The sequence below is a fragment of the Streptomyces sp. NPDC086835 genome, assembly GCF_044745705.1.
GTDB lineage: Bacteria > Actinomycetota > Actinomycetes > Streptomycetales > Streptomycetaceae > Streptomyces.
In genome coordinates this window covers 256,919-282,438 of sequence record NZ_JBIVAU010000002.1, presented here as the reverse complement: position 1 = coordinate 282,438, position 25,520 = coordinate 256,919, and the positions used below count along the sequence as shown (strand labels likewise).

The window sequence follows — 25,520 nt, the reverse complement described above, 5'->3', positions numbered from 1 at the left end:
TGTCGGCGCGCGCGTGCACGCGCGGTCCTCGGGACAGGCTTCCGCACACGCCTGACGTACGCACGTACGCGTCCTGGGATCTCCGGCGTGCCGGCCCCCGCGGGGGCCGGGCGCCTTCAGAGCTTCTCGACCGGGGCGTACCTGAGCAGCAGCCGCTTCGGCTTCTCGTCCCCGAAGTCGATCGTCGCCTGTGCCTCGGACCCCGAGCCCTTCACCTCGACCACGGTCCCCAGGCCGAACTGATCGTGCGTGACCCGGTCGCCCACCGCCAGCGAGATCACCGGCTTGTCGCTCGTACGCCGCGTGGCGAAGCCGGAGGCGCCGCCACGCGAACGCGAGGAGGACAGTGACGAGGCGATGCCGGACGTCGGTCCGGCGGGGGCCGCCATCGGGCCCGTCCGCTTCCAGGTCAGGTGCTGACCGGGGATCTCCTCGAGGAACCGCGACGGCGGGTTGTACGACGGCTGTCCCCAGGCGCTGCGCATCGAGGACCGGGTCAGATAGAGCCGTTCGCGGGCGCGGGTGATGCCCACGTAGGCCAGGCGCCGCTCCTCCTCGAGCTCCTTCGTCTGCCCGAGGGCCCGCATGTGCGGGAAGACGCCGTCCTCCATGCCGGTGAGGAACACGACCGGGAACTCGAGGCCCTTCGCGGTGTGCAGGGTCATCAGCGTGATGACGCCGGTGCCCTCTTCGTCCTCGTCGGGGATCTGGTCGGAGTCGGCGACGAGCGCCACCTGCTCGAGGAACTCGGCGAGTGTGCCGGTGCCCTCCTCCTCACCGCGGGCCTGCTCGAACTCGAGCGCCACGGCGGCCAGTTCCTGGAGGTTCTCGATGCGCGTCTCGTCCTGGGGGTCCGTGGACGCCTGGAGCTCCGCGAGATAGCCGGTCCGCTCCAGCACGGCCTCGAGCACGACGGCCGGACCCGCGCCCGAGTCGACGATCGTGCGCAGCTCCTCCATCAGCACGTTGAACCGCTTGACCGCGTTGGCCGAGCGGGCCGCCATGCCGTACGCCTCGTCGACGCGGCGCAGCGCCTGCGGGAAAGTGATCTTCTCGCGCAGCGCGAGGGCGTCGATCATCGCCTCCGCACGCTCGCCGATGCCGCGCTTGGGCACGTTCAGGATGCGGCGCAGCGGGACGTTGTCCTCGGGGTTGGCGAGGACCCGCAGGTAGGCCAGCACGTCGCGGACCTCCTTGCGCTCGTAGAAGCGGACACCGCCGACGACCTTGTAGGGCAGGCCGACGCGGATGAAGATCTCCTCGAAGACACGCGACTGGGCGTTCGTGCGGTAGAAGACGGCGACGTCGCCGGCCTTCGCCTCGCCCGCGTCCGTGAGCCGGTCGATCTCGTCCGCGACGAACTGGGCCTCGTCGTGCTCCGTGTCCGCGACATAGCCGGTGATCTGGGCGCCGGCGCCTGCGTTCGTCCACAGGTTCTTGGGGCGACGGGACTCGTTGCGCTCGATGACGGCGTTGGCGGCGGAGAGGATCGTCTGGGTGGAGCGGTAGTTCTGCTCCAGCAGGATCGTCGTCGCGTCCGGATAGTCCTCCTCGAACTGGAGGATGTTGCGGATGGTCGCGCCGCGGAAGGCGTAGATCGACTGGTCGGCGTCACCGACGACGCACAGCTCCGCGGGCTCCAGGTCCTCGTACCCCTTGCCCACCAGTTCGCGCACGAGCGTGTACTGAGCGTGGTTGGTGTCCTGGTACTCGTCGACGAGGACGTGCCGGAACCGCCGCTGGTAGTGCTCGGCGACGTCCGGGAACGCCTGGAGCAGGTGGACGGTGGTCATGATGATGTCGTCGAAGTCCAGGGCGTTGGCCTCGCGCAGCCGCGCCTGGTACATCCGGTACGCCTCGGCGAGCGTCTTCTCGAATCCGTCGACCGCCTGGTCGGCGAAGGTCTCCTCGTCGATCAGCTCGTTCTTCAGGTTCGAGATCTTGGCGCTGAAGGACTTCGGCGGGAACTTCTTCGGGTCGAGGTCGAGATCGCGGCAGACCAGCGACATCAGGCGCTTCGAGTCCGCCGCGTCGTAGATCGAGAACGACGAGGTGAAGCCCAGCTTCTTGGACTCGCGGCGCAGGATGCGGACGCAGGCGCTGTGGAAGGTCATGACCCACATCGCGTTGGCGCGCGGGCCCACCAGCTGCTCGACGCGTTCCTTCATCTCGCCGGCGGCCTTGTTGGTGAAGGTGATCGCCAGTATCTGGCCGGGGTGGACCCGGCGCGTGCCCAGCAGGTGGGCGATGCGATGGGTGAGCACCCGGGTCTTGCCGGAGCCGGCGCCGGCCACGATGAGCAGCGGTGACCCTGTGTGCACGACGGCGGCGCGCTGCTGCTCGTTCAGCCCGTCGAGCAGGGCGGCGGGGTCCACGACGGGGCGCGGGGCGCCGTCGCGGTAGTACCCGTCGCGGGCCGGAGGCACGTCGAAGGCGCCCTGGAAGAGGTCGTCCGGAAGCTGCTCCGGAGCCGGGTCCTCGGGCGGCGGCGGGGGCCCGTCCGCGTCGGGCCGGAGGTCCGCCAGGAAGCTGTCGTCAAAGAGGCTGCTCATCGCTTAACGAGTCTAGGCGGCCGGACCGACAACCGTGGCCGCACCGGCACACCGGCGGACGCCACGGTAGGTGACAGGGCGGATCCGCCGGGCGACCGGCGGACGGGCAGGCGACCCGCCACCGAAAAGGTCACGAAAATGTATCGGACATATCGAACATCAACCTTCACAGCAGGCGCACGAGTTGGCTAGCGTGCTCGACCAGGCGGCCCGCACCCCTCCCGGCGAACCACGCCGAACGGGCGGCCTGCGCCGAATCCGGGCTCCTCCCGAGGGAGTTCGGAACCGGGGACCCACCAAGCACCACCGGGGTGAATCGGACCGTGCCCCGCTCGGTCCGTAGGGCGTCTTCCGTTCGCCCGAACCCGACAGCTAACCCGGTAGGCGGTCCACGGAAGAAGGAGATGCCGGCGTTGGCGTCGCATCGCAAGACCCGCAGCCGTACCGCAAAACCGTCCACCGCCGTCGGATTCACCACGGCCGCCCTCGCCGGTGTGACACTGCTCTCCACCCAGAGTGCCACCGCCGCGCCGTCCGACCCGAAGCCCAGCATCGAAGAGGTGCAGAAGAAGGTCGACGACCTGTACCGGCAGGCGGGCAGCGCGACGCAGGAGTTCAACAAGGCGAAGGAAGCCACGGCGGAGAAGCGCCAAGAGGTCGACCAGCTGCTCGACGAGGCCGCCAAGCGCACGGAGAAGCTGAACGAGTCCCGCCGCGCCCTCGGCAACTACGCGGCGGCGCAGTACCGCACCGGTTCCGTCACCCCCACCGCCGCGCTGATGTTCGCGGACAGCCCCCAGGCGTACTTCGACCAGACCCAGCTGATGGACCGGATGACGGACCAGCAGCGCAGGGCCGTCAGTGAGTACGAGACCGAGCGGGCCGCGGCCGCGAAGCAGCGCGCGGAGGCCACCAAGCGCCTCGAGTCCCTCACGGACTCCCAGGAGGCCCTGCGCACCAGCAAGCAGACGGTGCAGACCAAGCTCGCGGAGGCACGCGCCCTGCTCTCGAAGCTGACGGCGGAGGAGAAGGCACGCCTCGCCGCGATCGAGCGGGAGAAGGAAGAGGAGGCGCGCCGCAAGGCCGAGGCCAAGGCGAAGGCGGAGGCAGCCGCCCGGGCGGAGGCCGAGCGGCAGCAGCAGGAGCGCGAGACCACCCCGGACACGGGCACCACCGATCCGGGCACCGGCACCGACGACGGCACGTACGCGGCCAAGGCGGACAAGGTCCTCGCGTTCGCCCGTGCCCAGATCGGCAAGCCGTACGTCTGGGGCGCGACGGGCCCGAGCTCCTACGACTGCTCCGGCCTCACCGCGGCCGCGTGGAAGGCGGCGGGGGTGGACCTGCCGCGCACCACCTGGGACCAGGTGAAGGTCGGCACCCGTGTCGAGACGGCCGACCTGCTCCCCGGCGACCTGGTCTTCTTCTACGACGACATCAGCCACGTCGGCATCTACATCGGCGACGGCAAGATGATCCACGCGCCCAAGCCGGGCACGAACGTCCGCGAGGAGTCCATCTACTACATGCCGATCTACGGCAGCGTCCGCCCCGCCTGAAGCCCTGCGGGGCCGACGCGGGGTGCCCCGGCGCACCGGTGCCCGGGCGGCCGAGCCGCCCGGGCACCGTCATGTCCGCGCTCGGGTCAGGTCCAGAGCGTGGCGATGAAGATGTTGGCCAAGGTCAGGCCGCCCACCGCGCCGAAGAGCGCCTTGTCGACCTTCTCCTCGTCCCTCTTGACGTACACGAGGCCGAGGATCACGACCAGCACCGCCAGCTTGATGCCGATCTTGAGGTTGTTGACCGTCTGGTCGTCCGCCTGGTTCAGACCCACCAGGGCCACACCCGTGACCAGCATGGTCAGCGCACCGTGCAGCATCGCGGGGCTGAAGCGGGCGGTGCCCTCGCCCATCGCCTTCATCTGGGTCAGGAACCCGCCCAGCAGCGAGGCGATGCCGATGATGTGCAGTGCGACGAAGACATTGATGAGTACGTCCATGGGCCGGAGCCTAGCTGGGCCCATACCACCGTCAGCCGGGCAGGTGGCCCTGTCCGCGGCATCGGTCCAGGGACCGACGCGATGCGCGTCCGCGACGACGGACGGCCGTTCATCAACGGTTGCCGGACGCCCATTTCCGGAGATTTACGGTCGTTGTGTCCCGCCCCCGTCGACGCGGTCGTAGCGTCCTGCGCCAGGTGGCCGACTCCCCGCGAGCCGTCGCACAGCCGGACGGCACTCGGCCACCACCGCCGGAAGGTCCTGCGGCGGACCGCTCCCCCTGTGCGGCCCGCCGCCGGACGCAAGTGCGGCGGCAGGGACGACGGAAGGACGTGGAAGCCCTCGTGGCAGCACACCGGGAACACCGAAAACCCCGTGAACGCCGGCTCGACGGACCGGCCGCCCGTACCGCGCTCACGCTCGCCCTGGCGGGCGCGGCGGCCACGACAGCGTTCGACGGCACGGGGCACGCGGAGCCGGGCCTCACCCCGGCGCAGATCCAGGCCAGGGTCGACAAGCTGTACCAGGAGGCGGAGGTCGCCACCGAGAAGCTCAACGGAGCCAAGGAACGGGCGGAGAGCGCCCGCAGATCGCTGGACTCGCTGCGCGACGAGGCGGCGCGCCGGACCGACAGCCTCAACACCTCCCGTAACGCCCTCGGTTCCCTCGCCACCGCCCAGTACCGCGACGGCGGCATGGATCCCGGTCTGCGGCTCGCCCTGACCTCCGCCCCGGAGGAGTACCTCCGGCGCGCCGCTCTCGCGGAACGGGCCGGAGCGCTGCAGGCCGCCGCGGTCTCCGACGTGCGGCGGCAGTTGAGGGAACTCGCACAGCTCAGGGCCCAGGCCGGTGACCGGATCGCCGAACTCGAGGCGCGCCGCAAGGAACTGGCCGGCCACAAGGCCGCCGTGCGGAGCAAACTCGCCGCCGCGGAACGCCTGCTGGCCAGGCTGACCGCCGAGCAGCGGGCCCGGTACGAAAGCGGCGCCGAGTCAAACGGACCTGCGCGGGCGGACCGCGCCGGCACTCCGCGCGGCACCCTGAAGGCCCCGAACAGCCGCGCGGCGCAGGCCGTCGCCTACGCGTACGGAGCGATCGGCAGGCCCTACGTGTGGGGGGCGACGGGCCCCGGGTCCTACGACTGCTCCGGGCTGACGCAGGCCGCCTGGCGTTCCGCCGGGGTCTCCCTGCCGCGCACCACCTACACCCAGATCAACGCCGGAGCGCGGGTGCCCCGTTCCCGGATGGCGCCGGGCGACCTGGTCTTCTTCTACTCCGGCGTCTCGCACGTCGGCCTCTACATCGGCGGCGGGCAGATGATCCACGCCCCGCGCCCCGGTGCCCCGGTGCGGGTCGCGCCGATCGACCGGATGCCGTTCGCGGGAGCGACCCGCCCCGCGTGACCCGGCCGGGCACGGCGGCCCGGCACCAAACCGGTTGCCCGTTCCCCGGGCCGGTGCCACGATCCCGGGGTCCGTTCCAGCCCCGACCAGCAGGAGCCGTACGTGGACCTCGACGTCCAGAACTATGTGCGCACGCTCGCACTCCGCTCACGAGGCCACGTACGTGTGGGCCCCTTCACGGTGCGCTACAACGCCGACTGGCCCATCCCGCCCGTCAATTACGCCGTCCCCGACCACGCCGCCAGCCCGACGGCGGACGACATCAGGGCACTGGTCGAGGTGTTCCGCGAGAAGGACCGGCTGCCGCGTCTGGAGTTCCTGCCGTCCTGCGCACCGGACGTCGAACCCGCCCTGCTGGCGGCCGGTTTCACGGTCGAGCGCCGCGCACCGCTGCTCGCCTGCTCCCCCGACGCGCTCGTCACACCGCCGGTACCGGGCATCACCTTCACCGTCGTGTCGGACGAGGCCGGTTACCGGGCCGCGGCCGGGGTGCAGCATGCCGGATACGGCTTCGAGGGCGAGGCGACGGACGGCGAGGTCGGCGCGCTGCGCAGCGTGGTGGAGGGCGGCGGGGTCGCGGCCCTCGCCACGGACGACACCGACGGCACCCCGGTCGCGGCCGGCAGCTGCTCGGTCCCTGTCGACGGTCTCTGCGAGCTGACAGGCCTCGCGGTCGCCGCGACCCACCGCCGCCGGGGCATCGGCGCGGCGTTCTCCGCGTTCCTGACCGCGAAGGCCTTCGACGCCGGCTGCCGGACCGTGTGGCTGGAGCCCGGCGACGCGGACGTCGAACGGGTCTACGCCGCCGTCGGCTACGTCCGGGTCGGCAACAAGACCGACATGTCCCTGATTTGACGCAGCGGCCGGCGCGTCACACCAGGCGGCGTGCCGTCGCCCACCGGGTGAGTTCGTGCCGGTTGGACAGCTGAAGCTTGCGCAGCACCGCGGACACGTGCGACTCGACGGTCTTCACCGAGATGAAGAGCTGCTTGGCGATCTCCTTGTACGCGTATCCGCGCGCGATGAGCCGCAGCACCTCCCGCTCCCGCTGCGTCAGCCGGTCCATGTCCTCGTCGACCGGCGGCGCGTCCGTCGAGGCGAAGGCGTCCAGCACGAAGCCGGCCAGCCGCGGCGAGAACACCGCGTCGCCGTCCTGCACCCGGAAGATCGAGTCGACCAGGTCGCTGCCGGTGATCGTCTTGGTGACGTAGCCGCGGGCGCCGCCGCGGATGACGCCGATCACGTCCTCCGCCGCGTCGGACACCGACAGCGCCAGGAACCGCACCGGGTTCTCCGCCGCCGCCATCAGCGAGGCGCAGCGGCGCAGCACCTCGACCCCGCCGCCGCCGGGCAGGTGCACGTCGAGGAGGACGACCTCGGGGCGGGTCGCCGTGATCACGGTGACCGCCTGGTCGACGTCGGCGGCCTCCCCGACGACCTCGACGCCGGTGCGCTCGGTCTGTCCGATCTCGGCCTGCACCCCCGTGCGGAACATCCGGTGGTCGTCGACGAGTACGACCCGCACTCGACGCTCTGTGGTCTCTCCGGCCGCCTCGGTCATCCGTCCGCCCTCTCCATCTCGAGCTCCACTTCCGTGCCCCCTCCGGGCACGGAGCGCAGTCGTGCCGTCCCGCCGTTGCGCTGCATACGCCCGATGATCGACTCCCTGACGCCCATCCGGTCCTCCGGTACGGCGTCCAGGTCGAATCCCGGCCCCCGGTCCCGTACGGACACGAAGACCGTACGGCCCTCGACCTCCGCGTACACCTGCACCGCCCCTCCCGCGCCACCGTACTTGGCGGCGTTGACCATCGCTTCGCGGGCGGCCTGCATCTGTGCGCCCAGTTGGTCGTCGAGCGGGCAGTCACCGACGACGACGACCTCGAGCGGGACCCCGTGCTTGTCCTCGACCTCGGCGGCCACCTTCTTCACCGCCTCCGCGAGGGTGTCGGGCTCCTCGTCCTCGTCCCTGCCGGTGCCCTCCGGCTTGTAGAGCCAGTTTCGCAGCTCACGCTCCTGGGCGCGGGCGAGCCGGCGCACCTCGCCGGCGTCGTCGGCGTTCCGCTGGATCAGGGTCAAGGTGTGCAGGACGGAGTCGTGGACGTGGGCGGCCACCTCCGCCCGCTCCTGGGCCCGGATGCGCATGGTCCGCTCCTCGGAGAGGTCCTGCGTCATCCGCACCAGCCAGGGACCCGCGAGGAGGGCGACACCGGCGATGACGGCGACCGCGGCGGTCAGCACATTGCCCAGCTGGGCGGCGGAGCCGCGGACCACCATGAAGACGGTCAGTCCCATGCCGACGAGGGCGACGCCGGCCAGCGCCCTGGCCAGCTGGAGCAGCCGCCGCCGGCGGCCCACGTCGGTCCAGCGGGCACGGCGGGCGTTGTCCGCCTGCCGCCAGACCAGGACCACACCCGCGCCGATGAGCAGGGTGGGCCAGACGTAGCGGTTGCTGCCGCGCATGTCGACGTTGCCGACGAAGATCGCGGCCCCGAAGAGCAGGGCGACCATCGCGAACAGCTGGCCCTTGTCCGGCTTGCGCAGCCGGCGGCGCCCGTCCGGCGTGGTCTCGAACACCGAGCGCGGTTCCGCCGCCCTGCCGCCGACCCCGAGGGGGACGACGATCCAGAACACCGCGTAGAGCACCGCGCCCAGGCCGTCGGCGAGGAACAGCCCGAGGAAGACCAGGCGCACCCAGATGACCGGCAGTCCCAGATGCCCGGCCAGACCGCGGGCCACACCGCCGAGCATCCGCCCGTCGGCACTGCGGTACAGCTTGCGCAGAGCCGGCTCCTCCGGCAGCGGGGCGCGCGAAGGGCCGGTGGTTCCGGGCGTGGCGACTGGCATGCACCGATCGTCACACGGCGGAACGGGACGCGGTATCAGGGTCGTCCCCCAACCGTCCCTGATCCCCCGTTTCCCCGGGCACATCCTTCGGTCCCGAGGACCCGCGGAGGGTTCCCGAGGGCGCTCGGACGCCGTCCCGAGGAGGCTCAGGGACGGAAATCAGGGAACGGCCAGGGTCGCCACGGCTCCCGCCCCACCCCCCGGCCCGTCACCATGGACCCATGACAGCGCAGCCGACCGTCCCGCCCCCGGAGGCACCCCAGCTGCGCCGCTCCCCGCACCACAAGGTGGTGGCCGGTGTGTGCGGCGGACTGGGCCGCTACTGCGACGTGGACCCGGTGATCTTCCGGATCGCGGTCGGCGTGCTCTCGGTGACCGGCGGAATCGGGCTGATCTTCTACGGCTTCGCCTGGCTGCTGGTCCCCTCAGAGGACGACGAGGAGAACGAGTTCCGCCGGCTGCTGTCGGGCCGGGTCGACGGCGCGTCGCTGACCGCCGTGCTCCTCGCCCTGATCGGCTGCGGGATCTTCCTCTCCATGCTGGGCAACGACAGCGCGCTCTCCTTCGCCGCGCTGCTGTCGCTGGCGGTCACCGGAGCGGCCGTGTGGTCCCAGCGCCGCCGGCTCGCCACGACCGAGGGCGCACCGATGGACACCGCGACGGCGCACACGGTCGCGGAGGCGCCGCCGGAGACCAAGGCCCCGCCGGTGCCGGAGAGCCCGTCCTGGTGGCGCGACCCGATCGTCAAGGACGGCACGACCGGCCCGGTGCCGACCGGCTATCTGTGGGGCCCCGACTCGGCGGTGGCGGAGGCCTCGGCGCCGCACGGCCGGGGCGGACGGGGGCAGGTGCCGCCGCAGAACCGCGGTCCGCGGGGAATCGGCGGCGCGGTGTTCCTCCTGGCACTCGTCGCGGGCGGGCTGGGGACGGGACTGAGCTGGGAGGGGCAACCCCTGGGCACCGCGCTGCAGATCGGGCTGGTGGCCGCGCTGTCGGTGTTCGGGCTCGGCCTGCTGGTCAGCGCCCTGCTGGGCCGTACGGGCTTCGGCACGATCCTGTTGACTCTGGTGACGGCCGGGCTGCTCGCCGGCGCCTCGGCGCTGCCGAAGGACATCGGCACGAGCTGGGGCGAGCAGCACTGGCGGCCGGCGTCGGTCACCGCCGTCGAGCCGCTCTACGAACTGGGCACCGGGGTCGGCACCCTCGACCTGTCCACGCTCTCCGTCCCCGCGGGTGAGGCGGTGTCGACACGGGCCGAGATCGGGGCGGGGCAGCTCAAGGTCGTGCTGCCGAAGGACGCGACGGTGAAGCTGGACGCCGAGGTGGGCGTCGGCGACGTCCGGCTCCCCGGGGACACCCCGAACGACATCGACGTCGGCCCGAGCCAGGACCGCCGGCGCACGCTGCCGCCGCCCGCCGGGGCGGAGCCGGCGGGCACGCTGGAACTGAAGCTGGAAGTGGGCATCGGACAGGTGGAGGTGACCCGTGCAGCGTCATGAGTCCGGTCATGGAGCCGTGCGTCACGGGGAGGGCGGGTCCCGTCGCGAGTGGTGGCACGGCTTTCGCCCCGCGAGATTCGTCGCGGGGCTGTGCGTACTTTCAACGGCGCTGCTCTACGGCGGCGACGCGGGCGGCGCCTGGCACACACCCTGGTGGGTGGCGTTCCCCGTGGTCCTCGGCGGCTTCTTCGTGGCGGGCGTCGTGGCCGCCGTGCACTACGGGGTGCGGCGCCGGGCCGCGATCAGCGCGTCGAGGGAGAACAGGGAGGCGCCCGCGAGCACCAGCGGCAGCCAGGCCATCAGGTAGGCGAGGTCGTTGCCGTAGTAGTACGGGTCCGTCTGCCAGCTGACCGTCAGCCAGAGGCTCAGCGAGATCAGCGCCCCGCCGAGGGCGGCGAGCCGCGCCAGCAGCCCGATCAGGGTGCCGATACCGACGGCCACTTCACCGAGGGCGATGGCGTAGCCGAAGCCCTCCGGGTTCTTCAGCGCCAGATCGACGAGCGCCGGCACGGCGGACGAGTCGCGCACGGCGTTCATCATCTCGCCGATCGAGCCGGTGCCGGTCGCCGACATGAACGCGCTGTCGGTGAGTTTGTCGATGCCCGCGTAGATGAACGTCACGCCGAGGAAGACACGCAGCGGCAGCAGGGCGTACCGGCCGGCCCGCTCCCTGAATCCGCGCCGTCCGTCGTCGAGCTCCCCATGGTCCGCCGTCGCCCGATGAGTGTGTGTCATCGCTGGTCCCCGCCTTCAGTCGACCCGTCGCCCGACCATACGTACGGCGCGGCCGCGCCGCTCACCAGACTAGTCACGGACCTTGTGACGCACGGGTCCTGTGACACACGGGAGAGGAGCGAGGGCCGGGGTCAGTAGGTGACTTCGATCAGGCAGCGGTTGCTCTCCACGCCGGCGGCCGTCACCACCTGCACATCGACCTGCCCGGGCTCGACCTCCGCCGGCACCGGCACGGTGAGCACCGTGTCCGTCGGGTTGGCGAACCCGCCGGGCACGGGGATCAGCGGGACGTGCACATGCACGGCCCCGATGCGGACGACCAGGCGGGCCAGCCGGTCGGGTGCGCCCGCTCCCGGCGGCACGAAGCCGGAACCGCGGAGCTCGATGTCGTCGCCGGTACGGATGGGTCCGTCCAGGTCACCGGCCTCCCGTGCTCGCACCACCGACATCACCACGGGCCTGCCGCCCTCCGCGTACTTGGCCGCCAGGTACGTCGCCGCGGAGACGGCCATCAGCAGGACGGCGCCCCACGGCAGCTCCGGCAACTGCCCCGGGCCACGCCCGAGCTGCACCAGCGTGTACGTCAGGGAGGCGGCACTCACCAGCACGTACTGCACATCGGCGAAGGCGGCGCGGCCGTCGTCGTCGCAGACGAGGTCGCGGGGGTGGGGCCGGTCGGCCGGAACCTTCTGCAGCCGCTGGCCGTGGACGCGCACGGCGACGACCCGGCGCACCAGCACGGCGACCGCGCAGACCAGGGCGAGGACGGTCAGCAGGGCGGCGCCCCGGCCGAGGGCGAGGCCGCCGGCGAGGCGGTCGTGGTCGGCGGGTGCGGAGGACCATGCCTGCTGCAGCGCGAGGACCAGCACCGCGTAGCAGACGGCCAGCACCCAGGCGGTGGCGACGGAACGTGAGGTGGAGAGCCGGTTGTCCTCCCCGGCCAGCGGCGCGAGGAGCCCACCGCGCGCCCGGTGGGCGTGGGCCCCGGCGGTGAGAGCACCGGCGACGGCCAGCGCGGCGAGCAGTCCCGCCGTACGGGCGCCGGTCCAGCCGGCGCCCATGGCGGTCACCAGCTGGACGGTGGCGAGGAGACCGAAGCAGGCCCACACGGCGACCAGCGAGCGCAGCCTGAGCCGGCGCAGCCGGGAGCCGTCCGCCTCCCGGCCCCGGTCACAGACCGTACGGGCGGCCTGGGTCAGCTCGTCCGACACCCACTGGCGCGAGGCGCCGGGCGAGTGGGCCACGCCCGCGGGCAGTCCCTGGCCGGCTGCGAACCCCTCGCGCAGGCCGACGAATTCGGCCACCGCACGCCGGTGGCTCTCACGCGCGCCGTGCACGCACTCGTCGCACCGTCCCGCTTCCTGCACCGCCACGACCGAACGCCACCTCTCACGCATCAGTAAGAACAACCGCCTTGTGATGCATGGGGATTGTGCCGCACGCAAGCCGCCGCCACCCCGATGGCCGAGGCCAGGCCGGGTGAATCACGGCATCACCGTGTTGACGCCCCCTCTTCGGTCGACGCCCCCTCTTCGGTCGACGGCCGGAACGACGACGCCGCCGCTCGGACGAATGAGCGACGGCGTCGGCGGTGAGTCCGGGGAGAGGTCACTCCCACTCGATGGTGCCCGGCGGCTTGCTCGTCACGTCCAGGACCACGCGGTTCACGTCCGCGACCTCGTTGGTGATCCGCGTCGAGATCTTCGCCAGCACCTCGTACGGCATCCGCGTCCAGTCCGCCGTCATGGCGTCCTCGGACGAGACCGGGCGCAGCACGATCGGGTGGCCGTAGGTGCGGCCGTCGCCCTGGACGCCGACGCTGCGGACATCGGCGAGCAGCACCACGGGGCACTGCCAGATGTCGCGGTCGAGACCGGCCGCCGTGAGCTCCTCGCGGGCGATCGCGTCGGCCTCGCGGAGCAGGTCGAGCCGCTCACGCGTGACCTCGCCGACGATACGGATGCCCAGACCCGGTCCCGGGAACGGCTGACGCTGGACGATCTCGTCCGGCAGGCCGAGCTCCTGGCCGACCATGCGGACCTCGTCCTTGAACAGCTTGCGCAGCGGCTCGACGAGCTCGAACTCGAGGTCCTCCGGCAGACCGCCCACATTGTGGTGCGACTTGATGTTGGCGGTGCCGGTGCCGCCGCCGGACTCGACGACGTCCGGGTAGAGCGTGCCCTGGACGAGGAAGGCGACGTCCTCGCCGCCGGCGGCCTCGGCCACGATCTCGGCCTGTGCCTGCTCGAAGACCCGGATGAACTCGCGCCCGATGATCTTGCGCTTCTCCTCGGGGTCGGAGACCCCGGCCAGCGCCTTGAGGAAACGGTCCGCCGCGTCGACGACCTTCAGCTGGACGCCGGTTGCGGCGACGAAGTCCTTCTCGACCTGCTCCGTCTCGCCCTTGCGCATCAGACCGTGGTCGACGTACACGCAGGTGAGCTGCGAGCCGATCGCCTTCTGCACGAGCGCCGCGGCGACCGCGGAGTCCACACCGCCGGACAGACCGCAGATCGCGCGCTTGGTGCCGACCTGCGCGCGGATGGCCTCGACCTGCTCCTCGATGACGTTGCCCGTGGTCCAGTTCGGCTCGATGCCGGCGCCCCGGTAGAGGAAGTGCTCGAGGACCTGCTGGCCGTAGGTGGAGTGCATCACCTCGGGGTGGTGCTGCACGCCGTACAGCTTCTTCTCGTCGTTCTCGAAGGCGGCGACCGGCACCACGTCGGTGGACGCGGTGACCGTGAAGCCCTCGGGAGCGGCGGAGCAGGCGTCACCGTGCGACATCCACACCGACTGCTCGTCCGGCGTGCCCTCGAAGAGCGTCGAGCCGCTCTTGGAGACATGCAGGGGCGTGCGGCCGTACTCCCGCGCGCCGGTGTTGTCGACGGTGCCGCCGAGCGTCGTCGCCATCAGCTGGAAGCCGTAGCACATGCCGAAGACGGGGACCCCGGCCTCGAAGATCGCGCGGTCCAGGCGCGGGGCGCCCTCCGCGTAGACCGAGGAGGGGCCGCCGGAGAGGATGATCGCCCTCGGGTTCTTGGCCAGCATCTCTGCCACCGGCATGGTGGACGGGACGATCTCGCTGTAGACCCGGGCCTCACGGACGCGGCGGGCGATGAGCTGGGCGTACTGGGCACCGAAGTCGACAACGAGGACTACGTCCGGGTTGGAGTGGTCGGCGGCGGCGGAGGGTGCTGCTGGCACTGGTGGCGGCCTTCCGGCGGGGAGAGAGGGTCTGCTATGTCGATTCTACCGGCGCGCCGGAGATCCCATTTCGTCTCACCATCCGAACCCGGTTTGCCCGGCGCGGCCGGGCCGGGTCCATACTGGCCGCATGCAGAAGCAGCTGACCTTCGTCTTTACCTATGGCACCGGCCCGTCCGGCTGCCATGGTCGTGCTGCCTAGCTTCAGACAGCGACTTCCCAGGCGCCCCGGGCCGACAAGGCCCGGGGCGCTTGTGCATTTCCGGGCCGTGCCGATCCGGGGCCCCACCGATACCCGAGGAGCCCATGAGATGTCCGTCACCGAGACCGAGAAGACCGGCGCCCGCACCGAGACGGCCGCCACGGTGATCACCGGAGCGCGTGAGCGCATCGACGCGCTCGACGACCGGATCATCGGCCTGATCCAGGAACGGATGGCCGTCTCCGCCGTCATCCAGGACGCCCGGATCGCCTCCGGTGGCCGCCGGGTGAACCTGGCTCGCGAGATGGAGGTGCTGGGGCACTACAGGGACGCGCTGGGCAAGCCGGGCACGTCGATCGCGATGACGATGCTGGAGCTGTGCCGGGGCCGGATCTGACCGCCCCGGGTACTCCTGCGTATCTGCGTTCGGGCGCATCCTCACCCGTACGGCGCGTGACGCGCCCTGCCGGTCTTCGTTGGTCCCGTTGTCCGTGCCAGCCAGGGGCGGCCTCGAAAGAAAACCACGCGTGGCTCCGCTGGTGCGTGTGACGTACTGCAGGTACGTCGTGGGACCTCGCACCAGCGCGCGTGACCGGTCGGCAGGGGACAGCAGCCCGGTCACCCCAAGCGGTCGGCTCCGGGGACGCCCGGCGCCGGCCGCATCCGGTTCCGACGGTCGCACAGGCCCGTCGTCCCGTCCCGCACGACGCGACACGAGCACGTCCCTCTCCGCGCGACCACGTGACCGAGGCCGACCCACCCGGCGCGCCCTCTCGCGCCCCTCTCCCCTCGACGCGGGGCGCCCCCGGCCCCGCGACCAGGCACCGGTGCTTCCCTGTCGCCGGTGCCGACCGGAAGGGCCCCGCGGACATGACGTCCACGGGGCCCTTTCTCAGTGTGTCGGCGCTACGCAGCGGCGCCGACGGGCCGCCACGAACGAGCACGCCACCCGCGGAGGGCAACCACGGCGACCAGGCCGGCGAGTGCCGTCCGTGGCACCGCGGGGCATCACAAATCCCTCTCGTTCCGGCCATGGTCACGCCTGTGGCGCAGGTCACATAAAGATTCCGTGAGTCGGCGTGCAACCAATCACCCTGGTCACAGGTCATGCATGCGTAACAAGGACCTCAGTTGTTCGCACCCATCGCGGTGCCGGGGGTCACAACCAGCCTTCGTACCGCGTCCGGCGGTACCCGGACTTCACTGAGGACTCAATGAAGCTTCGCCGTGCCATGGCCGTCGCCGCCGCGACCGCTGTCATCGCCCCTGCCACTTTCCTGGCGGCGCCGGCCGCGTTCGCGACCCCGACCCCCTCGGCCTCCGAGAGCACGTCCCCGTCTCCCAGCGAGTCGGAGACCACGTCCCCGGCGCCGTCGGAGTCGGAGACCACGTCCCCGGCTCCGAGCGAGTCGGAGACGACGTCGCCCGCGCCGTCGGAGTCCGAGACCACCTCCCCGGCTCCCAGTGAGTCGCAGACCACCTCCCCCGCGCCGTCGCCCTCCGACTCCGCTCCGACCGAGGACCCGGAGGTCCCGGTTCCGCCGTACTGCGAGGAGCTCGACGAGGACTTCGAGGAGAAGGCGCTCGGCCTCAAGATCAGCGGCCTGCCCGGCCAGATCGTGGCCGGCAGCGGCTGGGAGGAGTTCAACCTCACGGTCACGAACAACTCCAAGGCCGACCTCAAGGAGGTCGCCTTCTACGCCGAGGTCGAGAACGACCAGCTCGACGAGGACAAGTGGCTCAGCAAGCACGTCGAGCTGCAGTTCCGTCTCCCGGGCACCGACCAGTGGGAGCGGATCGGCGACTCGGAGTGGGCCGGTGACTACTTCTGGGGCGTCGAGACCATGAAGTCCAAGGACTTCGTGAAGATCGACCTCCGCATCAACGTGGCCAAGACCGCTCCGGCCGCCGAAAGCTACTCGTTCGGCTCCGGCGGATACCTGGGCGACGTCGACGGCCAGGAGTGCATCGCGGAGAACGCCGGCGTGTACGCCGACTTCACCGTCCTGAAGCCGGGCTCCCCGAACCCGAACCCCGGTGAGGCCAAGCCGGGTGACGGTGAGGGCAAGGACAAGGGCCCCGACACCAAGCCCCAGGGTGACGTGAAGGAGCTCCCGGTCACCGGCAACCTCGCCGAGACCGGCTCCGACTCGACCCTGCCGGTCATCGGCGCGGTCGGCGGTGTCGCGATCCTCGCCGGCGCCGGTGTCGTCTTCGCGATGAAGCGCCGCCGTGGTGACGCCACCGCGTAACGCCTGAAGCTCAGGCGCACAGAGCCACCAAGGCCGCTGCACTCGGAGGGGGGTGCAGCGGCCTTCGTGCGTGCGGAGCGCCGAGGGGCGGTCAGGCCTCCTGGGGCTTGGGCAGAGCCGTCTTCTCGGCGCTCGCAGCCTTCTCGGCCATGACCTCGGCCGCCTTCTCGGTAGCCGCAGCCTGCTCGGCCACCGCCTTTGCCGTCTTCTTCGGCGGGAGGGCCGGCATGCCGAGGAACGGCAGCTTCAGCGCGCCGAAGGCGTCCGCCGGTACGGCCGGGGCCTTGGGCGCGACCGGGGCCAGGCGCTCGTACGCGCGGCCCTGGGCCGGGCGCGGGTCCTCCTCGCCCTTGTTCGGCCAGAACGACATCGCCCGCTCCGCCTGGGCCGTGATGGTCAGCGACGGGTTGACGCCCAGGTTCGCCGACACCGCGGAGCCGTCCACGACGGAGATGCCCGGGTGGCCGTACAGCCGGTGGTACGGGTCGATGACGCCGTCCGCCGCCGTGGCGCCGATCGGGCAGCCGCCGAGGAAGTGCGCGGTGAGCGGGGTGCCCATCACTTCGCCGATGTTGGAGCCCGCGAAGCCGTTGATCTCCTCCGCGAGCAGGGACGCCGCGCGGGTCGCCTCAGGAATCTGGTTCGGGTTGGGTGCGCCGTGGCCCTGGCGGGCGGTGAGCAGCCCCTTGCCGATCCCCTTCGGCTTGCGGTACGTCGTCAGCGAGTTGTCGAGCGACTGCATGACCAGGCCGATGATGGTCCGCTCCGACCAGCGCCGGTTGGACAGGGCGCGGACCGCGAGCAACGGGTGCCTGACCATGTTGCCGAGCCAGCCGGCGACCCGGCCCTTCACCCGGTACGGCACCTGAAGGACGGTCATGCCGCCCATCGCGTTCGACCCTCTGCCGTAGCGCACGGGCTCGATGTGGGTGTTCTCGTCCGGATGGATCGAGGACGTGATGGCGACGCCACGGGTGAAGTCGACCCGCTCCGCGCCGTGCCGCTTGCGGTAGCGCCGGTTGTCGGTCTGGGCGCCGACGAGCGCCTCCGAGTTGGTGCGGGTCAGCTCGCCGAGCCGTGCGGACAGACGCGGCAGCAGTCCGCCGTCCTTCATCCGGTGCAGCAGGGTCTGCGTCCCGTACGTCCCGGCGGCGATGACGACGCGGCGGGCCGTGAACGTACGGCCCTTCCCCTTGCGCCTGTTGTCGCTGGGCAGGGTCTTGATCGCGAAACCGCCCAGGGAGTCCTCCGTGACGGCCACCACGGACGTCATCGGGTGCACGGTGGCGCCCGCCTTCTCCGCGAGGTACAGGTAGTTCTCGTTGAGCGTGTTCTTCGCTCCGTGCCGGCAGCCCGTCATGCACTCGCCGCACTCGCTGCACGCCCTGCGGGAGGGACCGGCGCCGCCGAAGTAGGGGTCGGCCACCTCTTGGCCGGGCCTGGCCCGCACGGTGCCGTCGGCGTCGTCGCCGTCCCCGAAGAACACTCCGACGGGGGCCATGTGGAAGCTGTCGCCGACGCCCATCGCCTCCGCGGTCGCCTTCAGATGGACGTCGGAAGGGGTCATCGTCGGGTTGAGCCGCACGCCGAGCATGCGCCGGGCCTGGTCGTAGTAGGGCTTCAGCTCCTCCTGCCAGTCCGTGATGTCCTTCCACTGCGGGTCGTTGAAGAACGGCGCGGGCGGCACGTAGAGCGTGTTCGCGTAGTTGAGGGAGCCGCCGCCCACGCCTGCCCCCGCGAGCACCATCACGTTGCCGAGCAGGTGGATGCGCTGGATACCGAAGAGGCCCAGGGCCGGCGCCCAGAGGTAGTTGCGCAGGTCCCAGGAGTTCTTGGGCAGGGACTCGCGGGTGAAGCGACGGCCCGCCTCCAGGACGCCGACCCGGTAGCCCTTCTCGGTCAGTCGGAGCGCGGACACGGAGCCGCCGAAGCCGGAGCCGACGACGATCACGTCGTAGTCGTACTGCGTGTCGTCGTCCGCGGCCCGGTTTCGGGCAGGGGATACCTCGGACATGGCTCTCCTCATGAAGGTGCGGGCGTGCGGGTGCGGGTCGCGGTCAGCGCAGACGGAGGGCTTTCATCGCCTTGAGGCTGACGCTCATGAAGGCCGCGTACTTCTCGTCGTCCATGCCGAACGACGGTGCGAGCGGCAGCAGACGCTGCTGGGAAACGGTCTGCGCCTCCGTGTACTTGAGGATGCCCTCGGAGCCGTGGCGGCGGCTGAGTCCGGAGTCCTTCATGCCGCCCATCGGGGACTGGACACTGCCGTACGCCGGCGCGTAGCCCTCGTTGATGTTGACGGTGCCGGTGCGCAGCTTGGCGGCGACGGCGTGTCCGCGCCGGGCGTCCTTGGTCCAGACGCTCGAGTTGAGGCCGTACGGGGTGGCATTGGCCTGGGCGATGACGTCGTCCTCGTCGGTGAAGCGGTACACGGAGACCACCGGGCCGAAGGTCTCCTCCGTGCACACGGCCATCGGTGCCTCGACGCCGTCGAGGATGGTGGGCTCGTAGAAGAGCGGGCCGATGTCGGGGCGGGCGACACCGCCGGCGAGGAGCCTGGCGCCCTTGGCGACGGCCTCCTCGACATGGCGGGTGACGGTCTCGAGCTGGCGCTCGCCGACGAGGGAGCCCATGTCGGCCCCGTAGGCGAGGGAGTTGCCGAGCCGCATGGCCTTGGTCCGCGCGGCGAACCGCTCGAGGAAGTCGTCGGCGACGGACTCGTGCACGTACAGCCGCTCGATGGATATGCACAACTGGCCGGCGGAGGAGAAGCAGGCGCGCACCGCTCCGGCCGCGGCCTTCTCCACGTCGGCGTCGTGCAGGACCAGCATGGCGTTCTTGCCGCCGAGTTCGAGGGAGACGCCGATGAGGCGGGCGGCGGCGCCCTGTGCCACCTCGCGGCCGGTGCGGGTGGAGCCGGTGAACGACACGTAGTCGGCGTGCTTGACGACCTCCGGGCCGACGACGGGACCGTCGCCGATGACGACCTGGAAGACCTCGGCCGGCAGCCCCGCCTCGATGAGCAGGTCGCGCGCCCACAGGGCGGTGAGCGCCGTCTCGGTGTCGGGCTTCATCACGACGGCGTTGCCGGTGACGAAGGCGGGCAGCGCGTCACCGACGGACAGCTCCAGCGGGTAGTTCCACGGCGCGATCTGCCCCACGACACCGCGTGGATGGCGCAGTTCGGTCGTCTTCGTCAGGACGGGGACGACACCGGTGTGCCGCTTGGCCTTCAGGTACGAGGGCGCCTTGCGTCCGTAGTGGCGGGCGGCGACGGCGACGGCCTGCACCTCCTCGTGGGCGTGCAGGCGGGCCTTGCCGGTCTCCAGCTGGATCAGGTCCAGGACCTCCGCCTGGCGCTGAAGGACCAGGTCGTGGAAGCGCAGCAGGACGGCCGCGCGGGCACGGACCGGGGTAGCGGCCCATGCGGGCTGGGCGGCGCGTGCCCGCTCGAAGGCCGTGGCCACGTCCTCGGGGGTGGACTCGGGGAGTTCGGCCAGCTGCTCACCGGTGAACGGCGCGTGGTTGGCCGTGCGGCCGGAGCCGGCCACCGACTTGGTCAGTCGGGCGACCAGGTCGGGGGTCACCACGTCCGCGGCGGTGCGCGCGCCGGCCGGAGCGGCGGCTGTCGGGTTGGTGCCGAGGGCGGCCGTGGTGGCCTGCGAGTCCGTCATGGGGGCGAGAGTAGGCGCAGAGCAGCACTTTGGGTACCCGTCGGTAACACCTTTTCACCATGCACACACGACCGCGCCAGCGATCACTGGCACATAACCCCTGATCAGGCCCTATTCATCGGCCCGCAGGCACGTCCGGCAACTTTCCCGGCCGCCTCGGGGAGTCCCGCGGCCCGGTTCACGGCGCCGGGGGCCGCCATCCCCGCAGCATGGTGTCGAACTGCTCGCGGGTCGTCACCCAGTCGTGTGCGGGGCCGGACATGTAGAGGGCGTATTCGGTGCCGTCGTCCTCGTAGTACATCTGGTCGATCGCCCGCCGGGGTCCGGGATGTTCCTTGCTCTCCGTCCAGGTGAACTCCCAGATCGCGGACTGCGTCCGGTCCCGGAAGGTGTTCGGGTGAAGTTGCACCCTGCGGTACTCGGGCAGGCGCTTCTTCAGGCTCTTCTGCATGTCGAGCATGTGCATGTACGGGTTCTCGTGGTCGGGCGCCGGGTCGATGCTGATGCGGATGCGGTGGCGGCCGTTGTCCGGGGTGTAGTCGATCTGGTTGCCGTCCGCCTGACGCCGCCAGCCGTCGGGCACCCAGAGGCTGAAGCCTTCCACGTCGTCGACCCGTCGCCAGCCCTCGGGAAGCCCGGAGGCGTCTCCCGGTGCGGCGCTCTCGGCGCCGCCCGTGCCGGGGCCTCCGGCCGCGGACTCTCCCGTACGGCCGCCCGCGCCCTCGTTCGCGTACTGCATCGCGAGGCCCGCGGCGCCGCCCAGCACGGCCGCCAGTACGACGGCGATCACCGCCGTGCGTACCCGCCCGCCGCGACGGGCGGGCGCCTGTGAGGGCCCGGGCGCCGGGACGGTGCGGGAGCGGTCCACCGCGGGGCCCGGCTGCGGCAGCCGCTGCGTGGGCACCCGCGTACGCCCCGTCTCCACGGGGCCACGGCCCTCCATGGCGTCCGTCAGCATCCGCTCCGCCTCGGCCGCGGACGGCCGATGCGACGGATCCTTGCGCAGCAGCGCCAGGATCACCGGCGTGAGCCTTCCCGCCCGCACCGGGGCAGGCGGCTCCTCGTCGACCACGGCCTGCATGGTCGACAGCGGCGAGGACCGCCGGAACGGCGACCGTCCCTCCACCGCCGTGTACAGCGTCGCGCCCAGCGACCACAGGTCGGAGGCGGGTCCGGGATCGTGGCCGCGGACCCGTTCCGGCGCGAGGTAGTCGATCGAACCGACGATCTCGCCCGTCCTGGTGATCGTCGAGTCGCCCTCGATGGCCGCGATCCCGAAGTCGGTGATCAGCGCCCGGCCGTCCTTGGCCAGCAGGACGTTGGCCGGCTTGATGTCCCGGTGGAGCACCCCGGCGGCGTGCGCGGCGCCCAGCGCCCGCAGGATGTGCAGCCCGATCCGGGCCGCCTCCGTCTCGTCGATCCGCCCCGGCTCCTTCACCGCGTCCGCGAGGGAGGGGCCGTCGACGTACTGCATGACGATCCAGGGCCGTGCGTCGTGCTCCAGCACGTCGTGCACGGTGACGACGCCGGGATGGCTGATGCGCGCGGCCGCACGGGCCTCCTTCTGGGTGCGGGCGTGCAGGACGGCCCGGTCGGCCTCCGACACGTAGAGCCCCGCCGTCAACTCCTTGACCGCCACCACCCGGTGGAGCACCTCGTCATGGGCGCGCCATACCTTGCCCATACCGCCACGGCCGATGGTCTCGCCCAGCCGGTAACGCCCGGCGAGCAGCAGACCGGTGCCTGTGCTGTGAGTGTGTTCCACGTACCCCGCCCCGTTCCTTGGAATGACAGGTTACGGAGGGGATGTACGACCACGGAACATCGGACGCCTCAAGTGACCGCACTGTGATGCGCGTTCCGTACGCGCCCGCGCACTCAGCGGGCGGAACGGTAACTCGCCGTGGCCTGCTCGAAGACCTCGGTCACTTTGTCACGCTGTGCTTCCGGTCCGATCACCTGGACGACGTGGTAGGTGCCGTCGACGGCGAGCGCGAGGTTACGCACGTACACCTCGCGGCCGTTGCTGTCCTGCCAGGTGAACTGGCCCTCGGCCATGGCCTGTCGGCCGACGTCGATACGGCGCAGCCCGGTGGCGCTCGCCCATGAGGAGTCGCGGAAGGGCTGGAGCTCCGGCTCCTTGTCCCGCTGATAGACCAGCGGGTCGTCGCCGTTCGCCTGGACGGTGTCCCGGCCGGGCACGACGATGAGCGTGAAATCGCCGCCGGTGTAGCGGACTTGTCCGGCATCGTTGATCGGCCGGCGCTGCCACGTCCGGTCGACGGCGATCCGGAAGCCCTCCGGGTCGTCTTGGAGCACATATCCCTCGGGAAGTTCACCGGCCGGGGCGGAGGTCTGCGGCTGCTGGGACCCGGGCGTGCCGGTGGGCGCCGGCTCCGGGTCGGTGCCCGCGCCCGTACGGCCGGGGCTCGGATCCTGCTGCGACGGCTGTACGCCCGTCTCCCTGCCCTGCGGCGACCGCTGCGCGTCGTCCGCCTTCGGCATGAACAGCACCGCGTACGTGATCGCGGCCACCAGGGCGAGCAGGATCAGCAGCACAAGCGTGCGGCCGAGCGCGCGCGGCTTACGACCCGCGGCCTGGTAGGACCGCGGGTACGACGTGTCGTAGGAACTCTCGTACGGCTCCTCGTAGGCACGCCTGGGCGGCTGGATCCGGGCGACGGGCCGCTCCCCGCGCCCTTCGTCGCCCCCGGCCCTTCCTCCCGCTCTGTCCCGGCCCTTGGTCTTCTTGTGGCGGTGGCGGCCGTGCGCGTCCGGGCCGCCTCCGCGGCGCCTGCGGACGAGCTCGCCCCGGCGGCGGACGATCGGCAGCCGCGACCCGTCGACCGCGCCGGCCGGCAGCGGAACGACGTCCGTCCCGGCCTCGGGCTCCGGCGCCGAACGGACGAGGGAACGCAGCCAGCCCCGCAGCTCCTCGAAGTCGGGGCGCTCCGTGGGGTCCTGACGCAGCAGCGACTCGACGACCGGCCGCAGCGCGCCGCACTCCTCCGCGAAGGCGGGCGGCTCCGAGCACACGAGCTGGACGAGTTCGGCGGCGCTCTCCTCCGGGTAGGGGGCGTGCCCTTGGACGGCCCGGTACAGCAGCGCCCCCAGCGCCCACAGGTCGGTCGCCGGGCCCACGGGCGCGGCCAGCTGCCAGTTCTCGTGGACCGGGCCCGCCTGCTCGGGCGCCCACCGTTCCGTCACGGCACCGACCACGGTGATCCGTGCCTGGCGTGCCCGCTCCGCGGCCAGCGGTGTCGCGGGACCTCGGTACGGGGCGGAGCCGCCACCGGCGACGACCTCGTCCCAGCGGCCGGGGGCCGCCGCGCCGTCCGTGGCCGCGGGGTGGCGCTGTGCGTCGGCGCGCAGCGCGTCACCGCCGCGGTGCCAACTGCCGCCTGCCGTGCTGTCCGTCCGCGCCGCGGGGAGGGCGGGGCGCTGTCCGCCGGCCGGCCGGCCACCACCGCCCGGGCCGCTGTCCGCCCGTGCGACGGGCAGCGCGGGACGGGCGGGCTGAACGCCACGGCCGGGTTCCGCGCCCGCCCTGCGCACGCCGTAGGGGTCGTCGCGGTACGGGTCGTCCGGGCGCGGGCCCGGCAGCGCGGGGCGCCCGACGATGCCCCGAGGGCCGCCGCCTCCGGCGGGCAGCGAACCGGTGCCCTCCCGGCCGGCGAACGGCGCGTCGTGCCAGGTGCCGGTCAGCCGGACCCGACCGGGGCCCTCGTGCGACGGCCCCTCTCCGTCCCGGCCCCGGTCGTAGGTGCCTTCGCCGTGACGCTCCTCGTGCCGGCCACTGCCGAACCGGCCCCGGTCACCGCCGTCCCGGGACGGGCCCTCGTCACGTTCCGCGCCGTACGGGTCTTCGTACCGGCGTTCGCCGTACGGGTCCTCGTACCGGCCCGCGCCGTAGCGGTCCTCATGACGATCCGCGCCGTAGCGGTCCTCGTCCCGGCGTTCGCCGTACGGGTCTTCGTACCGGTCCGCGTCGTAGCGGTCCTCCTGCCACTCCTCACGGCCGTGGGCCTCCGCGTCGCGCGGCGGCACGCCGAGCAGGCCGAGTCCCAGGTCCTCGAAGTCGTCGTCGTCCTCGTCCCGGACGCCGCCGAGCCCGAGCAGACCACGGCGTCCCTCGTCGGGGCGGCGGGCCCACCAGTCGGGGTCGAGGCCGTCCTGCTCCAGGCGGTCACGGGCGTCGGTCTCCTCGTCCTGGCGCCGGCTCTCGCCCGACCGCGCCCCGGCTCGGGCCCCGGCGCGGTAGGCAGCGATCGCCCCGGCACGGGCGGCGCGCACGTCCGGGACACCGGTGGACGGGCCGCTCTGCTGCGGCAGGACGGGACGGCCGGGCGCGGCCTCGACCTCGTGTCCCAGGGCGGGGGCGTCACCGGCGCCGAGTCGCGGCCCGGGCCCTGGCCCCGGCAACTCGTCCGGCTCTGCCACGTCGTCGGTGTCCGGGTCCGGGTCCGGCTCCGGTACCGGCGCGTAACCGCACAGCGCCTCCTCCGCGGCGCCGGACGCCAGTCCGGTGAGGACCACACGTCCGTCCTCGCAGACGAGCACCGTGCGCACCGTGATGTTCCGGTGCGTCCAGCCGTGGGCGTGCAGGACGCGCAGGGCGGTCAGGACGTCGGAGGCGATCTCCGCCGCCCGGTACGGGGTGAGCGGCTTCTCCGCGAGCAGCGCCGCCAGCGGCCGGGCCGCGACCCGTTCGCTCACTATCCACAACGAGCCGTCCTCGGCGAAGACGTCGAAGACCTGGTCCAGTCGTGGGTGGTCGGGGATCTGCGCGGCGGCCTGTGCCGCCTCGACCGCCCGCCGGACCGCCGGGTCCGTGGGGCGCCGTGTCGTGCCGCCGCCCCTGCCGCCGTGGGTTTGCCGCGGCACCGCCGCGCCGGCGAGGTCGTCGGCGTCGAGCACCTCGGCGTCGACGATCTCCGGCAACGGAATCTGCCGCACCAGGACTTCATGGCCGCTGTAGGTGTCGAACGCGCGGGTCTCCGCGAATTCGTACTCGTCGGACGGCGGCAACGGCAGGCGGTAGCGGTCGGCGAGCACCCTTCCCGCATAGTCGTCCACGACGCCTCCCCGAGCGCGCTGTCCCCGGCCGGTACAGAAACAACGCAAGAAGCCGTCACATCCGGTCGCTCACCGGC

Annotated in this window: 17 protein-coding genes and 1 riboswitch; of the genes, 6 read left to right on the top strand and 11 right to left on the bottom strand. The window is 72.0% G+C overall.

The window, feature by feature from the left end:
* Nucleotides 1-116: 116 nt before the first annotated feature.
* On the bottom strand, nucleotides 117-2,552 hold the full coding sequence (pcrA, locus tag ACIPJI_RS07430) for a DNA helicase PcrA (RefSeq protein ID WP_307707848.1): 2,436 nt from the start codon (nucleotides 2,550-2,552) through the stop codon (nucleotides 117-119).
* Nucleotides 2,553-2,792: 240 nt separating this feature from the next.
* A riboswitch (cyclic di-AMP (ydaO/yuaA leader) is annotated at nucleotides 2,793-2,955 on the top strand.
* A 1-nt stretch (nucleotide 2,956) separates the two neighbouring features.
* On the opposite strand from pcrA, the gene ACIPJI_RS07425 reads away from it, so the two are divergent.
* Nucleotides 2,957-4,111 (top strand): NlpC/P60 family protein, encoded by a 1,155-nt coding sequence (locus ACIPJI_RS07425; RefSeq protein WP_402244966.1) that lies wholly within the window; start codon nucleotides 2,957-2,959, stop codon nucleotides 4,109-4,111.
* A gap of 86 nt (nucleotides 4,112-4,197) precedes the next feature.
* Here the strand turns inward: ACIPJI_RS07425 and ACIPJI_RS07420 are convergent, their stop codons facing one another.
* Complete coding sequence (locus ACIPJI_RS07420) at nucleotides 4,198-4,551, bottom strand: hypothetical protein (RefSeq protein ID WP_402244964.1); 354 nt, start codon at nucleotides 4,549-4,551, stop codon at nucleotides 4,198-4,200.
* A gap of 344 nt (nucleotides 4,552-4,895) precedes the next feature.
* Here ACIPJI_RS07420 and ACIPJI_RS07415 point away from each other — a divergent pair, with 344 nt between their 5' ends.
* Both ACIPJI_RS07415 and ACIPJI_RS07410 read left to right on the top strand, forming a co-directional pair.
* Nucleotides 4,896-5,954 carry an NlpC/P60 family protein gene (locus tag ACIPJI_RS07415; RefSeq protein WP_402244963.1) on the top strand — a complete coding sequence of 353 codons (1,059 nt, stop codon included), beginning with the start codon at nucleotides 4,896-4,898 and terminating at the stop codon, nucleotides 5,952-5,954.
* 102 nt (nucleotides 5,955-6,056) lie between these two features.
* Nucleotides 6,057-6,809, top strand: coding sequence for a GNAT family N-acetyltransferase (locus ACIPJI_RS07410; RefSeq protein WP_356620593.1), 753 nt, complete (start codon nucleotides 6,057-6,059; stop codon nucleotides 6,807-6,809).
* A gap of 16 nt (nucleotides 6,810-6,825) precedes the next feature.
* On the opposite strand, the gene ACIPJI_RS07405 is transcribed toward ACIPJI_RS07410, so the two are convergent.
* Together ACIPJI_RS07405 and ACIPJI_RS07400 are read right to left on the bottom strand one after the other, a co-directional pair.
* The gene (locus ACIPJI_RS07405) at nucleotides 6,826-7,515 is read right to left on the bottom strand and encodes a response regulator transcription factor (RefSeq protein WP_356620592.1); all 690 of its coding nucleotides are present in this window, start codon (nucleotides 7,513-7,515) and stop codon (nucleotides 6,826-6,828) included.
* Nucleotides 7,512-8,801: a PspC domain-containing protein gene (locus ACIPJI_RS07400; RefSeq protein WP_402244962.1), complete on the bottom strand. Its 1,290-nt coding sequence runs from the start codon at nucleotides 8,799-8,801 to the stop codon at nucleotides 7,512-7,514. The genes ACIPJI_RS07405 and ACIPJI_RS07400 overlap by 4 nt, the downstream gene beginning before the upstream one ends.
* 221 nt (nucleotides 8,802-9,022) lie before the next feature.
* Here ACIPJI_RS07400 and ACIPJI_RS07395 point away from each other — a divergent pair, with 221 nt between their 5' ends.
* Nucleotides 9,023-10,300 carry a PspC domain-containing protein gene (locus ACIPJI_RS07395; RefSeq protein WP_402244961.1) on the top strand — a complete coding sequence of 426 codons (1,278 nt, stop codon included), beginning with the start codon at nucleotides 9,023-9,025 and terminating at the stop codon, nucleotides 10,298-10,300.
* Between the two features lie 216 nt (nucleotides 10,301-10,516).
* Here ACIPJI_RS07395 and ACIPJI_RS07390 read toward each other — a convergent pair whose 3' ends face one another.
* From ACIPJI_RS07390 to guaA, 3 genes are all read right to left on the bottom strand, one after another.
* Nucleotides 10,517-11,035 carry a DoxX family membrane protein gene (locus ACIPJI_RS07390; RefSeq protein WP_356620589.1) on the bottom strand — a complete coding sequence of 173 codons (519 nt, stop codon included), beginning with the start codon at nucleotides 11,033-11,035 and terminating at the stop codon, nucleotides 10,517-10,519.
* 131 nt (nucleotides 11,036-11,166) lie between these two features.
* Nucleotides 11,167-12,432: a hypothetical protein gene (locus ACIPJI_RS07385; protein WP_402244960.1), complete on the bottom strand. Its 1,266-nt coding sequence runs from the start codon at nucleotides 12,430-12,432 to the stop codon at nucleotides 11,167-11,169.
* A gap of 211 nt (nucleotides 12,433-12,643) precedes the next feature.
* On the bottom strand, nucleotides 12,644-14,239 hold the full coding sequence (gene guaA, locus ACIPJI_RS07380; protein WP_307707838.1) for a glutamine-hydrolyzing GMP synthase: 1,596 nt from the start codon (nucleotides 14,237-14,239) through the stop codon (nucleotides 12,644-12,646).
* A 311-nt stretch (nucleotides 14,240-14,550) separates the two neighbouring features.
* On the opposite strand from guaA, the gene ACIPJI_RS07375 reads away from it, so the two are divergent.
* A complete protein-coding gene (locus ACIPJI_RS07375; protein ID WP_208545425.1) occupies nucleotides 14,551-14,838 on the top strand; it encodes a chorismate mutase in 288 nt (95 codons plus the stop codon).
* Between the two features lie 817 nt (nucleotides 14,839-15,655).
* Nucleotides 15,656-16,693, top strand: coding sequence for an LAETG motif-containing sortase-dependent surface protein (locus ACIPJI_RS07370; protein ID WP_356620587.1), 1,038 nt, complete (start codon nucleotides 15,656-15,658; stop codon nucleotides 16,691-16,693).
* A 91-nt stretch (nucleotides 16,694-16,784) separates the two neighbouring features.
* On the opposite strand, the gene ACIPJI_RS07365 is transcribed toward ACIPJI_RS07370, so the two are convergent.
* From ACIPJI_RS07365 to ACIPJI_RS07350, 4 genes are all read right to left on the bottom strand, one after another.
* Nucleotides 16,785-18,707: a GMC oxidoreductase gene (locus ACIPJI_RS07365; protein WP_402244958.1), complete on the bottom strand. Its 1,923-nt coding sequence runs from the start codon at nucleotides 18,705-18,707 to the stop codon at nucleotides 16,785-16,787.
* 43 nt (nucleotides 18,708-18,750) lie between these two features.
* Nucleotides 18,751-20,367 carry a succinic semialdehyde dehydrogenase gene (locus ACIPJI_RS07360; RefSeq protein WP_307707834.1) on the bottom strand — a complete coding sequence of 539 codons (1,617 nt, stop codon included), beginning with the start codon at nucleotides 20,365-20,367 and terminating at the stop codon, nucleotides 18,751-18,753.
* A gap of 178 nt (nucleotides 20,368-20,545) precedes the next feature.
* Complete coding sequence (locus ACIPJI_RS07355; protein ID WP_402244956.1) at nucleotides 20,546-22,132, bottom strand: serine/threonine-protein kinase; 1,587 nt, start codon at nucleotides 22,130-22,132, stop codon at nucleotides 20,546-20,548.
* 113 nt (nucleotides 22,133-22,245) lie between these two features.
* On the bottom strand, nucleotides 22,246-25,443 hold the full coding sequence (locus ACIPJI_RS07350; RefSeq protein ID WP_402244954.1) for a protein kinase: 3,198 nt from the start codon (nucleotides 25,441-25,443) through the stop codon (nucleotides 22,246-22,248).
* Between the last annotated feature and the right edge of the window lie 77 nt (nucleotides 25,444-25,520).

What these genes read in the sequence shown, in the direction of transcription:
- ACIPJI_RS07420 (WP_402244964.1), bottom strand. Translation starts at nt 4,551, where the DNA reads ATGGACGTACTCATCAATGTCTTCGTCGCACTGCACATCATCGGCATC.
- ACIPJI_RS07425 (WP_402244966.1), top strand. Translation starts at nt 2,957, where the DNA reads ATGCCGGCGTTGGCGTCGCATCGCAAGACCCGCAGCCGTACCGCAAAA.
- pcrA (WP_307707848.1), bottom strand. Translation starts at nt 2,552, where the DNA reads ATGAGCAGCCTCTTTGACGACAGCTTCCTGGCGGACCTCCGGCCCGAC.
- ACIPJI_RS07390 (WP_356620589.1), bottom strand. Translation starts at nt 11,035, where the DNA reads ATGACACACACTCATCGGGCGACGGCGGACCATGGGGAGCTCGACGAC.
- ACIPJI_RS07400 (WP_402244962.1), bottom strand. Translation starts at nt 8,801, where the DNA reads ATGCCAGTCGCCACGCCCGGAACCACCGGCCCTTCGCGCGCCCCGCTG.
- ACIPJI_RS07405 (WP_356620592.1), bottom strand. Translation starts at nt 7,515, where the DNA reads ATGACCGAGGCGGCCGGAGAGACCACAGAGCGTCGAGTGCGGGTCGTA.
- ACIPJI_RS07370 (WP_356620587.1), top strand. Translation starts at nt 15,656, where the DNA reads ATGAAGCTTCGCCGTGCCATGGCCGTCGCCGCCGCGACCGCTGTCATC.
- ACIPJI_RS07360 (WP_307707834.1), bottom strand. Translation starts at nt 20,367, where the DNA reads ATGACGGACTCGCAGGCCACCACGGCCGCCCTCGGCACCAACCCGACA.
- ACIPJI_RS07385 (WP_402244960.1), bottom strand. Translation starts at nt 12,432, where the DNA reads ATGCGTGAGAGGTGGCGTTCGGTCGTGGCGGTGCAGGAAGCGGGACGG.
- ACIPJI_RS07375 (WP_208545425.1), top strand. Translation starts at nt 14,551, where the DNA reads ATGTCCGTCACCGAGACCGAGAAGACCGGCGCCCGCACCGAGACGGCC.
- ACIPJI_RS07365 (WP_402244958.1), bottom strand. Translation starts at nt 18,707, where the DNA reads ATGTCCGAGGTATCCCCTGCCCGAAACCGGGCCGCGGACGACGACACG.
- ACIPJI_RS07395 (WP_402244961.1), top strand. Translation starts at nt 9,023, where the DNA reads ATGACAGCGCAGCCGACCGTCCCGCCCCCGGAGGCACCCCAGCTGCGC.